Source organism: Trinickia terrae (assembly GCF_005144415.1).
GTDB classification, from domain to species: Bacteria; Pseudomonadota; Gammaproteobacteria; order Burkholderiales; family Burkholderiaceae; genus Trinickia_A; species Trinickia_A terrae.
In genome coordinates, this window is record NZ_SWJE01000001.1 from 352,385 (window position 1) to 365,091 (window position 12,707).

10 protein-coding genes are annotated in these 12,707 nt (G+C 64.1%); 8 read left to right on the top strand and 2 right to left on the bottom strand.

The window, feature by feature from the left end; genetic code table 11:
- Positions 1 to 62 precede the first annotated feature (62 nt).
- The 4 genes from FAZ69_RS01605 to FAZ69_RS01620 all read left to right on the top strand — a co-directional run bounded on the left by FAZ69_RS01605 (position 63) and on the right by FAZ69_RS01620 (position 4,513).
- Complete coding sequence (locus FAZ69_RS01605; protein ID WP_136892181.1) at positions 63 to 2,531, top strand: mechanosensitive ion channel domain-containing protein; 2,469 nt, start codon at positions 63 to 65, stop codon at positions 2,529 to 2,531.
- A gap of 72 nt (positions 2,532 to 2,603) precedes the next feature.
- On the top strand, positions 2,604 to 3,023 hold the full coding sequence (locus FAZ69_RS01610) for a hypothetical protein (protein WP_136892182.1): 420 nt from the start codon (positions 2,604 to 2,606) through the stop codon (positions 3,021 to 3,023).
- Positions 3,024 to 3,137: 114 nt separating this feature from the next.
- Positions 3,138 to 4,196, top strand: a complete 1,059-nt coding sequence (locus FAZ69_RS01615; RefSeq protein ID WP_136892183.1) for a purine-nucleoside phosphorylase — start codon at positions 3,138 to 3,140, stop codon at positions 4,194 to 4,196.
- 155 nt (positions 4,197 to 4,351) lie between these two features.
- Complete coding sequence (locus FAZ69_RS01620) at positions 4,352 to 4,513, top strand: hypothetical protein (protein WP_169708509.1); 162 nt, start codon at positions 4,352 to 4,354, stop codon at positions 4,511 to 4,513.
- Between the two features lie 137 nt (positions 4,514 to 4,650).
- Here the strand turns inward: FAZ69_RS01620 and FAZ69_RS01625 are convergent, their stop codons facing one another.
- Positions 4,651 to 4,950 carry a DUF4148 domain-containing protein gene (locus FAZ69_RS01625; protein ID WP_136892185.1) on the bottom strand — a complete coding sequence of 100 codons (300 nt, stop codon included), beginning with the start codon at positions 4,948 to 4,950 and terminating at the stop codon, positions 4,651 to 4,653.
- Positions 4,951 to 5,195: 245 nt separating this feature from the next.
- Here FAZ69_RS01625 and FAZ69_RS01630 point away from each other — a divergent pair, with 245 nt between their 5' ends.
- Complete coding sequence (locus FAZ69_RS01630) at positions 5,196 to 6,095, top strand: glycosyltransferase family 2 protein (protein ID WP_136892186.1); 900 nt, start codon at positions 5,196 to 5,198, stop codon at positions 6,093 to 6,095.
- Positions 6,096 to 6,115: 20 nt separating this feature from the next.
- Here FAZ69_RS01630 and FAZ69_RS01635 read toward each other — a convergent pair whose 3' ends face one another.
- Positions 6,116 to 7,120: a LysR family transcriptional regulator gene (locus FAZ69_RS01635; RefSeq protein WP_136892187.1), complete on the bottom strand. Its 1,005-nt coding sequence runs from the start codon at positions 7,118 to 7,120 to the stop codon at positions 6,116 to 6,118.
- A gap of 172 nt (positions 7,121 to 7,292) precedes the next feature.
- On the opposite strand from FAZ69_RS01635, the gene FAZ69_RS01640 reads away from it, so the two are divergent.
- The 3 genes from FAZ69_RS01640 (at position 7,293) to FAZ69_RS01650 (ending at position 12,700) form a co-directional block, all read left to right on the top strand.
- Complete coding sequence (locus FAZ69_RS01640; RefSeq protein ID WP_136892188.1) at positions 7,293 to 8,135, top strand: alpha/beta hydrolase; 843 nt, start codon at positions 7,293 to 7,295, stop codon at positions 8,133 to 8,135.
- A gap of 55 nt (positions 8,136 to 8,190) precedes the next feature.
- Positions 8,191 to 9,447 (top strand): efflux RND transporter periplasmic adaptor subunit, encoded by a 1,257-nt coding sequence (locus tag FAZ69_RS01645; RefSeq protein ID WP_136892189.1) that lies wholly within the window; start codon positions 8,191 to 8,193, stop codon positions 9,445 to 9,447.
- A gap of 70 nt (positions 9,448 to 9,517) precedes the next feature.
- On the top strand, positions 9,518 to 12,700 hold the full coding sequence (locus FAZ69_RS01650; RefSeq protein ID WP_136892190.1) for an efflux RND transporter permease subunit: 3,183 nt from the start codon (positions 9,518 to 9,520) through the stop codon (positions 12,698 to 12,700).
- The last annotated feature ends 7 nt before the right edge of the window (positions 12,701 to 12,707 follow it).

Genomic DNA, 12,707 nt, shown 5'->3' on the forward strand with positions numbered 1-12,707 from the left:
AGCCGGCCACGCCGGCATGCGGCGTGCGCCTTACGCTTGCCGCTGAATTCTCTTTCCGTGTTATGCGCAAAACTGTTCTCGTTTGCCTATTCCTGCTGATTACGTTTCTTTCGGCCACCTCTCCATCCCGTGCCGCGCCGCCCGCGGCCGCTCCCGCCTCGAATCCTTCCCCGGTTGCGCTGACACCCGATCAGGCGCGCCAGGCACTCGACGTACTGAACGATCCTCGCCGCCGCGCGCAGATCGAGGTCACGCTGCGCGCCGTCGCGGCGGCCGGCGCGCTCAGTGCGCCGCCGGCCTCGGCCTCCGCTGCGTCACCAGCTTCCGCTACGGCCGGGGCTTCGGCGCCGCAGGCGGCGAGCGCGGCGTCGGGTGCGCCGCACTCCGCATTTCAGGTGAACGGGCTCGCGGCGCAACTTTCGCACCTGGGGGTGCGCGGCGTGCGTACCGTCGGCGACGCGCTCGGCCGCTCCACGTCCGCTTTGCTCGATCTGCAATCGGTGCGTGCGTGGTGGACCGATGAAATGGCGAGCGCCCAGGACGCCGCCTTGCTGCGCCATCTCGCGTGGGTCGTGCTGGCCACGCTGATACCGGCCTTCATCCTCGCGGCATTGACGTACTACTTGTTCAAGAAGCGAGTGAGGGCGCTGGTTGGGCGCAAGCTGGAAATCGAAGAGGAAGCGCGGCGGCTTGCCGATGCGGCGCAAGACGTTCCGTCCGCATCCGCTGCTAAAGGCAGCGCTGCGGCAAAGAGCGCCCGCACTGCGGCGCAGGCGGGGCACCATTGGACCGTCCTCCAGCGCCTGCCCATCGCACTGCTGCGCATCGTGCTCAGGGCCGTGCCGCTGCTGGTGTTCATGGCCGTGGCGATCGGGCTGATGTCGGCGCTGACCGAGGAAGGCAGTCCGGCGGCGCGCGTGCTCGATTCGCTGATCGAGATCTACGCGATCTGCCGCGCGCTCGCGCTCGCGGGCGATTTCTTCTTTGCGCCGAAGACGCCAAGGCTGCGTCTTTTGAAACTGTCGGACACTTGGGCGGGATTCGCGCAGCGCTGGATCGTCCGGCTCGCCGCCGTGCTCGGCGCGGGTGCGGCCGTCGCCGCGGTGCCGCTGCCGCTCGGCCTCGCGGCCGAGGCGCATCTGGCCATCGTCAAGGTCGTCACGCTGATCGGCCATGTGATGATCGCGATCCTGATCCTGCAATGCCGTCGTCCGGTGGCGCGCTGGATTCGCAAGTCAACGGCGCGGGACCGCTCGCTGCTCATCGCCGGCAACTGGCTGGCCGACGTTTGGGCTGGCCTGGCGGCGTTTTTCGTGATGGCGCTGTGGTTCGTCTGGGCGCTCGACGTGCACAACGGCTATCGCGTGCTGCTGCATCGCGGAGGGGTGTCGGTGCTGGTGCTGATCGGCGCGCGGATGGTCGCGATGATCACGTTCGGCCTGCTCGGGCGTCTGTTCAATGTGAAGGACGGCGAGGCGGGTTCGATTGCGTTTCAGCATGCGTATCGCTACTACCCGATGCTGCGCCGTATCGCCTCGGCGATCATCGTGCTCGTGACGGCGAACGTCGTGCTTTCGGTGTGGGGCATCCACCTATGGCAGATGTTGGCGAGCGGCAGCGTCGGCGATCGCCTGGCGTCGGCGCTTACGACGATCGCGGCCGCGGCGATCATTGCGCTTCTCGTCTGGGAGTCGGTCAACGTCGCGCTCGAGCACCGTCTCGACCTTTGGACCGCGGACGGCGACTATGTGCGCGCGGCGCGCCTGCGCACGCTGGTGCCGATGCTGCGCGCCACGCTCTTCATCGTGATCGCGCTGGTGGTCGTGCTCACGGGCTTGAGCGAGCTCGGCGTGAACACGGCGCCGTTGCTTGCGGGCGCAAGCATCTTCGGTGTGGCGCTCGGCTTCGGCTCGCAAAAGCTCGTGCAGGATTTCATCACGGGGATCTTCCTGCTGATGGAGAACGCGATGCAGGTGGGCGACTGGGTGACGCTCGCGGGCGTGTCGGGCACGGTCGAGTATTTGTCGATCCGCACCGTGCGCCTGCGCGGCGGCGACGGCTCGCTCTATACGGTGCCGTTCAGCTCGGTGTCGACGGTCAACAACACGAATCGCGGCATCGGCAACGCGGCGGTCTCGGTGAGCATCGTCTATGGGCAGGACATCGATCTCGCGGTCGCGACGCTCAAGGAGATCGGCGCGGCGCTGCGCGAGGACGAGCGGTTCAAGGAAGGCATCCTGTCGGACTTCGCGTATTGGGGCGTCGACAAGGTCGACGGCGCGCTCGTGACGATGAGCGGGCAGATTCAATGCAACGATGCGAAGCGCTGGGCGGTGCAGCGCGAGTTCAACCGGCAGATCGCGGTGCGCTTCAAGGAGAAGGGGATCGAGATCGCGAATCCGCAGCGGAGTGTGTTGGTGCGAGATGGTGTGCTCGAGCAACCGGAGGTTGCCGATCAAAAGGCGAAGCAGACTCGGGGGGCTGAGTCTGCGTCGGTCAAGCAAGTGCGGGAGCAGTCGCGCGATGCCTAGTGCTTCGCGCCAAGACATGTACTGCAAGCTCGCGTATCCGATGAAATCGGCTTTGAAGAAAATGGATGTGCAATGCCTCGTCTGAATCGATATGTTCATGCCGTCAATCTTTTTTGTATCTTTACTGCCGTTCACGCGAAGGCCTCGACACTGACCGGAGTCTTTTCCGGCCAAGGCCGGTCCTGCTGGGGGCAGCTCACGCTGACAAGCAAGACGATCGAATGGAAGACGCCTTATGGCACCTGCAAGGCAACGTCTTACGATGTCGTAGAGCAAGACCTGGAATCCAAAGCCCCCATTGCCTCCTATCGGCTCAAGCAGCGGAATTCTGCTTGCAAATTCCCCTATATTTCCGTGAAGTTCGATCCGGCGTATCCCGGCTACTGGCAACTGGTCGGTTACGCGAGCAAGAAGGCGTTCGAGCAGAGGATGGAAGATGGGCCGGAGCAGCAGGACCAGCGGCTGGAATGCAGTGCCCGGAAGCTCGAATGACGCCGCCTTGATGCATCAAAAAGTGGTCAAGGCGTCGGCCATCAACGGATTGTTCTTGCATGAGCGGGCACGAGAGTGCCCGCGAACCTGTCGTCAATAAGAAAGGAAACGCCCATGCTGACTCGCTCCCTCGTCACGCTTGCCGTGCTTACGCTCGCTGGCTGTGCGGCCACTTCGAAGGCGCCGAAGGACGACGGCAGCTTCGCCGGTACGGTGTCTTCCGGCCGCCCCGTCAAAGTCATGATCATCTCGATGTTCGAGCCCGAAGGGCAGGTCTGGCTGAATCGCCTGGGGCCGTGGCAGTCGATTCCGGTGGCCGGCTTGTCGCCCGACTATCCCGACGTTCACTGCAACCAGCATGACGTCTGCGTGATGACGACAGGCATGGGCCATGCGAATGCGGCGGCATCGACGATGGCGCTCGCGTTCTCGCCGCGCTTCGATTTGCGGCAGACGTATTTCCTCATCGCGGGCATCGCCGGCATCGATCCGGCGCAGGGCACGCTCGGCTCGGCGGCGTGGGCGAAGTACCTGGTGGACTTCGGCATCCAATGGGAGCTCGACGGCCGCGAGATTCCGCGCGGCTGGAAGACGGGCTATCTCGGCATCAACACGAAGAGCCCCGGCGAGAAGCCGCCGCTCGACTATCGCACGGAGGTGTTCCAGCTCAACGCGCAGCTTGCAGATACGGCGTTTGCCTTGTCGCGCAACGTCGCGCTGTCGGATAGCAAGGAAGCACAGGCAGCCCGCGCGAAATTCCGCTATGCACCCGCGAATCAGCCGCCAACGGTGATTCAATGCGACACGCTCGCCAGCGACAACTGGTGGTCCGGGACCTTGCTTGGTCAGCGCGCTCGCGACTGGACCAAGCTCTTGACGGACGGCAAGGGCGTCTATTGCACGACGCAGCAAGAGGACAACGCGACTTATGAAGCGCTCACGCGCGCAGCGAATGCGCATCGTGTCGATTTGAACCGCGTTGCGGTGCTGCGCGCGGGATCGGATTTCGATCGTCCTTATACGGGGCAGACGAGCGCGGACAATCTACTCAACTACGCGGCGCAAGGCGGATTCACGCCCGCGGTCGAGAATCTCTATCGCGCGGGTAATCCGCTCGTGCAGGACATCGCGGCGCACTGGAGCGAATGGCGCGATGCCGTGCCCCAGCGCTGATCGTCGCTGATCGGTAGTGGCGGGATTCAGAGCGTTATGCGAATTAGTGTGCAAATTTCCCAAAAAATAGACGTGAAATTTATTTGTTAGCGTTGCTCTCCTAATTAATGGCTGAGAAAGGAGGCGCAGTGACAAATCACGATGAAATGGAGGGCATGCGGATTGTGATGAGCGCGCCGCAATTGGCGGCGGCACTATCCGGTCAATCGATTAGCCAAGGCGAGATGTGGACGAATCGGCTTTGGGGCGGCCTGGCGGTCGCCGGCGGCGTGTTGAAGACCGAGGCCGCCGGTCGTTCTTCCAAGCGGCGGCGCTGACAGCGGTTTTTGACCGAGCGTCAATGTTGCACCGGTCGATATGGCGTCCACACAGGCGTGTCGGTATTCCAATGATCGAGTTCGGAAGGCAGTGTATTGCGCATGATGCGCTCCTTGATCCGTGACTAAGAAATGGTTCAGTGCCCGGCGCGCGCAAGACGCAGCGCGTCGTGGTTCTCCTGCAGCGCGATGCGTTCCGCTTGCGTCTGTCCTTGCAGGCTGAGGTTCGGATAGCTCTGCTTGTTCATCGACGGCAACGAGCCGTCTCGCTGAGCTTCCACGACTTCGTTCTTCACTTCGACGCGCGTCTTGGTGCTCGTGCCCACCCACGAGTAGTCGTTGTACGTGCCGGAGTGACCGATGCCGTTGCCTTGCGCAAACACAGACGTGCTGGCGAGCAGCGAAAGGGCAAGACCTGCGATGAGTTGGCGCTTCATGATCGAACTCCTGTCTATGCGTTGGGGCGCTGACAACCAGCGCCGCGACAGGACGAAATGTAGAGAATGCGTTCGCGCCGATAAATGGCGGATTGCCGAAATGTTTTTTTGCCGCGCGCGAACAATGCGTTCGCGCGGGTGAAGACCTTGATCGGATCGCGGGTTTTAGCCGGCGCTTGCTACACTACCCGGACGGTACAGCCGCACAGGGCATCCACGCACACGTTCCACCTACGTCAAGGGTCATGTCCGTCACCACCTCCGTCATCATTCCAGCGTTCCATTGCGAGAAATTCCTGCCTCGCGCTCTGGAAAGCCTCAGGAACCAGACCTATCAGGACTTCGACGTCATCGTGGCTGCCGACGACGGGTTCGATTACCTCCCGCTCGCGCAAGGCATGCTCGGCGACCGTGTTCGTCAGGTGTTCACGCCGAAAACCGGAAGCGGCCCGGCGAAAGCACGCCATGCGGCCTTGTCCGCGACCTCGGCAAAGATGGTGGCCTTTCTCGACGTCGACGACGAATACCCTGCGCGCCGCCTCGAAGTCCTGGTGCCGCTTGCCCTCGAGCATGGCGCCGCGGCATGCAACATCTCCCGCATTGACGACGCCACGCGAGAATTCGTGAACAGCAGCTGCCCGCCGGGCACCCCCGTCGGCGGGTTCATGAAGCAGAAGCACGTGCCGTGGCTCGATGGTCCCCTCGTGCCCGTGGTCCGGCGGGATTGCCTGCCCGACTACCCCGACATGTGGATATTCGAGGACATTTTTTTCCTCACACGGGTGATTGGGCGCATTGGGGACGCAATGCCGGTCGTCGACGACGATGACGTCAACTACCGCTACCTCATCCAGAAGAACTCCCTGTCATACGGCGCCGACAGGGATGAACCCATCAAACACTACTACCGCACGATTCTCCGGCAAGCGAAAGAGGATGGAGACCTGTTTGAAGGCGTGTCGCAGGAAGGCCGCGACGCGTTCTGGCACAGCTTCAACCTGAAAGCGCAACGTGACGACGCCTACCGCATCGCCAAGCTCAGCGAGCCCGGCCTCGACTTCCAGACGTTCTCTCCGCGGTTCGACGCCGCGATGGCTCGCCTCGTAGCCGCTGTTCCGGCGCGCCTGCGCGCCTGGGCGCCTTAGCCGGAAGACCCCTCAAACCCTTACGCCATCCACTCCGAAATCACTGGCGTATCGAGCGACGGCGCTTTTTCGAGTTCTTCGAAGGTGCGCTTGCTGCAAGTCGCCTCAAGGCTCTGGCGTCCGCTCAGCAGCGGGCAGCGGTCGAACACTTCGGCAATCCAGTCGACGAATACGCGCACTTTCGGCGACAGGTGCCGGCTGTGCGGATAGACGACGGAAATCGGCATCGGCAGCGGTTTCCAGTCGAGCAGCACTTCCTTCAGCGCGCCGGTGCGCAGATGCGGCAGCACCATGAAGCGGGCGAGCTGGATCAGCCCGAAGCCTTCGAGTGCGCAGGTCAGGTACGCGTCGGCGTCGTTGACGGACACCAAGCTGTCCATCTTGACATCGATTTCCTTGCCGTCGACGAGAAACGACCAGTCGATCACGCGCCCGGTGCGGCTCGAGAAATAGTTGACGGCGCGATGCTGGCTCAGGTCTTCGAGCGTCTGCGGCTCGCCCATGCGCTCTAGATAGCCGGGCGCGGCGCAGGTCACGCCTTCGAACAAGCCGATGCGGCGCGCCACCAGCGACGAATCCTGCAGGGCGCCGACGCGGATCACGCAATCGACCCCTTCCTGCAGCAAATCGACAGGCCGGTCCGAAAGCCCGAGCTGCAAGTCGATATCGGGGTAGAGCTTATGGAATTCGCACAGCGCGGGAATCACGAGCGTGCGGCCGATCGAGCCCGGCATGTCGATGCGCAGCTTGCCGTGCGGCTTCTTGTTGCCGTTCTGGAGCGAGGTCTCGGTTTCCTCGACGTCCGCGAGGATGCGCACGCAGCGCTCGTAATACGCGGCGCCGTCGGGCGTGAGGCTCAGGCGGCGCGTCGTGCGGTGCATGAGCCGCACGCCGAGAAACGCCTCGAGATTCTGGATGATCGTCGTGACCGACGCGCGCGGCAGGTCCAGCGTCTCCGCGGCTTTGGTGAAGCTGTTCGTGTCGACGACACGTGTGAACACTTGCATGGCCTGAAGCCGGTCCATCGCAACCTCCACGGAAATAGGCCGCCCCATCTGGCGCCACTGGACGCACAGATGCAACTGATTGTTGGGGCTCGCTGAATTGTGTTGCCGGATTATAGGCATTTATTCGCCAGCTTGCCGAACCGACAATTCGTTCCATTGTGAAACTTCGGCGCTTTGCGCGTATTTGGCCATGCACGTTCTCGATCCCCGCAATCCGTTTATTCCGCCTTTTGCGGCCGCCGGGCGTGCGCTCGCGGTCAGCGACGTGCAGATAGAAGGGTACGAGAAGCACATTACGCTACGCCTTTATCGGCCGGTGAATAAAACCGCATTGCCGATAGTGCTTTATTTTCATGGCGGCGGTTTTGTCCGCGGCACGCTCGACGATGCCGATTTTGCCGCGCGCTTTTTGTCGGAACAATTGCCGGCGCTCGTCGTATCGGTCGATTATTCGCTGGCGCCGAAACATCCGTTTCCGGCGGCGCCCGAAGACGCCTATCGCGCCGCGCGCTGGATCGAAAGCAAGGCTCGCACCTACGGCGGCAATCCGAAGCGGATCGGCGTGGCCGGCCACGACGCGGGCGGGCAGATCGCCAATTGTCTCGCCTTCATGGCGCGCGACCGGGGCGATGTGACGATTCTCGCGCAGGCGCTCTTCGGGCCGATGCTCGATCCGAGCCTCACGCGCCTCGGCGACGCCGCGCGCCTGTCTTCCGACATCACCGCGAGCGAATGCGCGGCCTGCTATCGCGCCTACCTGCCGCAGGCGGCCCAGCGCATCCATCCTTACGCAGCGCCGCTCGAGGCGTCGCGGCTGGTGGGCTTGCCCGGCACGCTCATCGTGACCGCCCAGAACGACGTGCTGCATGTCGAGGCGGAGAAGTATGCAGGCAATTTGATCGGCGCCGGTGTGCTGACGCAGGTCATCCGTTTCCCGAGCGTCTCGCATGCCGCGCTTGCCCAGCACACGCCGGCCTTGCAGGAAGCCGTGCGCTTTTTCGAATGTCGTTTGGATCTGCGCGCGCATCGCTAGGGCGCGCACGGCTCAATAACCCTTTCGCCAAAAATCCAAGAAACCGGAGGTCAACATGTCTCAGCGTTTTACCCGCTCCCGCATTGCGATAGCCGCCACCGCAACGATCGTCGTCGCCGCGCTCGGCACGTTCGGCGCAATTCGTGTCAATGCCAGCGCGCCGGCGCATGCCGAGGCGCAGATGGCGCCGGAAGTCGATGTCGCGAACGTCCTGAACCGCACCGTCACCGATTGGCAAAGCTACTCGGGCCGGTTGGAAGCCGTCGATCGCGTCGATATCCGGCCGCTCGTGTCGGGCACGATCGTGTCCGTGAATTTCAAGGACGGCCAGCTCGTGAACAAGGGCGACGTGCTGTTCGTGATCGATCCGCGCCCATACCAGGCCGAGGTCGATCGCACGGCCGCGCAGCTGGCCGCCACGCAGGCGCGCGTCGGCTACACGCAAAGCGATTGGGAGCGCGCGCAACGGCTGATCGCCGATAACGCGATCGCCAAGCGCGACTACGATCAGAAGCAGAACGACGCGCGTGAAGCGGCCGCGAACCTGAAGGCCGCGCAAGCCGCGCTCGAAACCGCGCAGATCAATCTCGGCTACACGAAGATCGTGGCGCCCGTGTCGGGCCGCGTGTCGCGCGCCGAGATCACGCTCGGCAACATCGTCTCGGCGGGCGCGAGCTCGCCGGCGCTGACGACGCTCGTCTCCGTCTCGCCGATCTACGCGTCCTTCGATGTAGACGAGCAGACCTATCTGCAATACATCGGCAGCGCGAGGAGTGGCGGCAGCGTGCCGGTGCAGCTCGGCCTCGCCAACGAAAGCGGCTATTCGCGCAGCGGCACGATCGCCTCGGTCGACAACCGGCTCGATACGTCGTCGGGCACGATCCGCGTGCGCGCGCGCTTCGACAACGCGGACGGCGCGCTGGTGCCGGGCCTCTACGCGCGCATCAAGGTGGGCGGCGGCGCGCCGCATCCGGCGCTGCTCGTCGACGACGTGGCGATCGGCACCGATCAGGACAAGAAGTACGTGCTGACGGTCGACGCCGAGAACCGCGTGTCGTACCGCAACGTGACGCTCGGCCAGCAGCAGGGCAACTTGCGCGTCATCACGGCGGGTCTGCAGCCGGGCGACCGCATCGTCGTCAACGGCGTGCAGCGCGTGCGCCCCGGCGCGACGGTGCGCGTGCACATTGTGCCGATGACGGACGACAGCGATCCGAACGCCGAAGGCGCGAATGCGAATGCGTCGAATACGAACGGCTCCAAGGCCGCTCCGGTTGCGCAACGTACCGCATCGAAGGAGACGAACTCTTGAGCGCCTCGCCGCAACGCAACGCGTGCCTGATGCACGCCGCCAGCGAGCGCTCAAATTTCGAGAGTCACTCATGAACATATCCAAATTCTTTATCGATCGACCGATCTTTGCAGGGGTGCTGTCGGTCCTGATCCTGCTGGCCGGCGTGATCGCGCTGTTCCAGCTGCCGATCTCCGAATACCCCGAGGTCGTGCCGCCTTCGGTCGTCGTGCACGCGCAGTATCCGGGCGCGAACCCGAAGGTGATCGCCGAAACGGTGGCCTCGCCGCTCGAAGAGCAGATCAACGGCGTCGAGAACATGCTGTACATGCAGTCGCAGGCCAATAGCGACGGCAATCTCACGCTGACGGTCACCTTCAAGCTCGGCACCGATCCGGACAAGGCCCAGCAGCTCGTGCAGAACCGCGTCTCGCAGGCGTTGCCGCGTCTGCCGGACGACGTGCAGCGTCTCGGCGTCACGACGATCAAGAGCTCGCCGACGCTGACGATGGTCGTGCACCTGATCTCGCCCGACAACCGCTACGACATGACCTATCTGCGCAACTACGCGCTGATCAACGTGAAGGATCGTCTCGAGCGGATCCAGGGCGTCGGCGAAGTGCAGCTGTGGGGCTCGGGCGACTACGCGATGCGCGTCTGGCTCGATCCGCAGAAGGTGGCCGAGCACAACATGACGGCCACCGATGTCGTCAACGCCGTCCGCGAGCAGAACGTGCAGGTGGCGGCGGGCGTGATCGGCGGCTCGCCGTCGGGTCCGGACGTGCCGCTGCAACTGTCGGTGAATGCGCGCGGCCGTCTGCAGACGGAGGAGCAGTTCCGCGACATCGTCCTGAAGACCTCGCCCGACGGCGGCGTCGTGCACTTGAGCGACGTCGCCCGCGTGGAGCTGGCTGCATCGGAATACGGCCTGCGCTCGCTGCTCGACAACAAGCCGGCGGTGGCGCTCGCGATCAACCAGCAGCCGGGCGCGAACTCGCTGCAGATCTCCGACCAGGTCCGCGCGGCGATGAAGGACTTGAAGCAGGATTTCCCGGCGGGCGTCGACTACAAGATCGTCTATGACCCGACTCAGTTCGTGCGTTCGAGCATCCACGCGGTCGTCCATACGCTGCTCGAAGCGATCGCGCTCGTCGTGATCGTGGTGATCGTGTTCCTGCAGACGTGGCGTGCGTCGATCATTCCGCTCGTCGCGGTGCCGGTGTCGATCGTCGGGACGTTCTCGCTGCTGCTCGCCTTCGGGTTCTCGATCAACGCGCTATCGCTGTTCGGGATGGTGCTCGCGATCGGGATCGTCGTGGACGATGCGATCGTGGTGGTGGAGAACGTCGAGCGCAACATCGCGGAGGGTTTGAGTGCGCGCGACGCGACCTACAAGGCGATGCGCGAGGTGAGCGGGCCGATCATCGCAATCGCGCTGACGCTCGTGGCCGTGTTCGTTCCGCTCGCGTTCATGAGCGGCCTGACGGGCCAGTTCTACAAGCAGTTCGCGATGACCATCGCGATTTCCACCGTGATCTCGGCGTTCAACTCGCTGACGCTTTCGCCCGCGCTCTCCGCGCTGCTGCTGCGCGGCCACGATGAGCCGGAGGATTGGCTTACGCGTGCGATGAACCGCGTGTTCGGCGGCTTCTTCAAGGGCTTCAACAAGGTCTTCCATCGCGGCTCGGCTTCCTACGGCAAGGGTGTGCGCAGTGTGCTGAACCGCAAGGCCGCCATGCTCGCCGTCTACGCCGTGCTGCTTGGCGCAACCGTGCTCGTCACGCGCGTCGTGCCCGGTGGCTTCGTGCCGGCGCAGGACAAGGAGTATCTGATCGCCTTCGCGCAGCTTCCGAACGGCGCTTCGCTCGATCGCACCGAGAAGGTGATCCGCGACATGGGCGACGTGGCGCTCAAGCAGCCCGGCGTCGAAAGCGCGGTGGCGTTCCCGGGCCTGTCGGTGAACGGCTTCACGAACAGCTCGAGCGCGGGCATCGTGTTCGTCACGCTCAAGCCGTTCGACGAGCGCAAGTCGAAGGCCTTGTCGGCGGGCGCGATCGCCGGCGCGCTGAACCAGCAGTATGCGGGCATGAAGGACGCGTTCATTGCCGTGTTCCCGCCACCGCCGGTGCTCGGCCTCGGCACGCTCGGCGGCTTCAAGCTGCAGATCGAGGACCGTGGCGCGCTCGGCTACGCGCAGCTCGACGACGCCACGCAGGCGTTCATCAAGCGCGCGCAATCGGCGCCGGAACTCGGGCCGCTCTTCACGAGCTATCAGATCAACGTGCCGCAATTGAACGTCGATCTCGACCGCGTGAAGGCCAAGCAGCTCGGCGTATCGGTGACGGATGTGTTCGACACGATGCAGATCTACCTCGGCTCGCTCTACGTGAACGACTTCAACCGCTTCGGCCGTGTGTACCAGGTTCGCGTGCAGGCGGACGCGCCGTTCCGCGCGCACGCCGACGACATCATGAACCTGAAGACGCGCAACGCGTCGGGCGACATGGTGCCGCTCTCGTCGCTCGTGAAGGTGTCGCCGACGTTCGGCCCCGAGATGGTGGTGCGCTACAACGGCTACACGGCGGCCGACGTGAACGGCGGCCCGGCGCCGGGCTACTCGTCGGGACAGGCGCAGGCGGCGATCGAGCGGATCGCGCATGAGACGCTGCCGCGCGGCGTGAAGTTCGAGTGGACCGACCTCACGTATCAGCAGGTGCTCGCAGGCAACTCGGCGATCTGGGTGTTCCCGATCAGCGTGCTGCTCGTGTTCCTCGTGCTCGCGGCGCTGTACGAAAGCCTGACGCTGCCGCTCGCGGTGATCCTGATCGTGCCGATGAGCGTGCTGGCCGCACTCGGGGGCGTCTGGCTCACGCAGGGCGACAACAACATCTTCACGCAGATTGGCCTGATGGTGCTGGTGGGGCTGGCGTCGAAGAACGCGATCCTGATCGTCGAGTTCGCTCGCGAGCTCGAGCACGACGGGCATACGCCGCTCTCCGCGGCGATCGAAGCGAGCCGCCTGCGGCTGCGCCCGATCCTGATGACGTCGATCGCTTTCATCATGGGCGTGGTGCCGCTCGTGCTGTCGTCGGGCGCGGGCTCGGAGATGCGGCATGCGATGGGCGTGGCCGTGTTCTTCGGGATGCTCGGCGTGACGCTGTTCGGCCTGATGCTGACGCCGGTGTTCTACGTGGTGCTGCGCACGCTGGCGGGCGGCAAGATCCACGTCGCGCAAAAGGATTCGCCGCGCATCGGCATGGCGGCTACGGATTGAGGACAAA

Excerpts from the sequence above, each read along its gene's own strand:
- FAZ69_RS01605 (WP_136892181.1), top strand. The coding sequence starts at position 63 with ATGCGCAAAACTGTTCTCGTTTGCCTATTCCTGCTGATTACGTTTCTT.
- FAZ69_RS01610 (WP_136892182.1), top strand. The coding sequence starts at position 2,604 with ATGCCTCGTCTGAATCGATATGTTCATGCCGTCAATCTTTTTTGTATC.
- FAZ69_RS01615 (WP_136892183.1), top strand. The coding sequence starts at position 3,138 with ATGCTGACTCGCTCCCTCGTCACGCTTGCCGTGCTTACGCTCGCTGGC.
- FAZ69_RS01620 (WP_169708509.1), top strand. The coding sequence starts at position 4,352 with ATGCGGATTGTGATGAGCGCGCCGCAATTGGCGGCGGCACTATCCGGT.
- FAZ69_RS01625 (WP_136892185.1), bottom strand. The coding sequence starts at position 4,950 with ATGAAGCGCCAACTCATCGCAGGTCTTGCCCTTTCGCTGCTCGCCAGC.
- FAZ69_RS01630 (WP_136892186.1), top strand. The coding sequence starts at position 5,196 with ATGTCCGTCACCACCTCCGTCATCATTCCAGCGTTCCATTGCGAGAAA.
- FAZ69_RS01635 (WP_136892187.1), bottom strand. The coding sequence starts at position 7,120 with ATGGACCGGCTTCAGGCCATGCAAGTGTTCACACGTGTCGTCGACACG.
- FAZ69_RS01640 (WP_136892188.1), top strand. The coding sequence starts at position 7,293 with ATGCACGTTCTCGATCCCCGCAATCCGTTTATTCCGCCTTTTGCGGCC.
- FAZ69_RS01645 (WP_136892189.1), top strand. The coding sequence starts at position 8,191 with ATGTCTCAGCGTTTTACCCGCTCCCGCATTGCGATAGCCGCCACCGCA.
- FAZ69_RS01650 (WP_136892190.1), top strand. The coding sequence starts at position 9,518 with ATGAACATATCCAAATTCTTTATCGATCGACCGATCTTTGCAGGGGTG.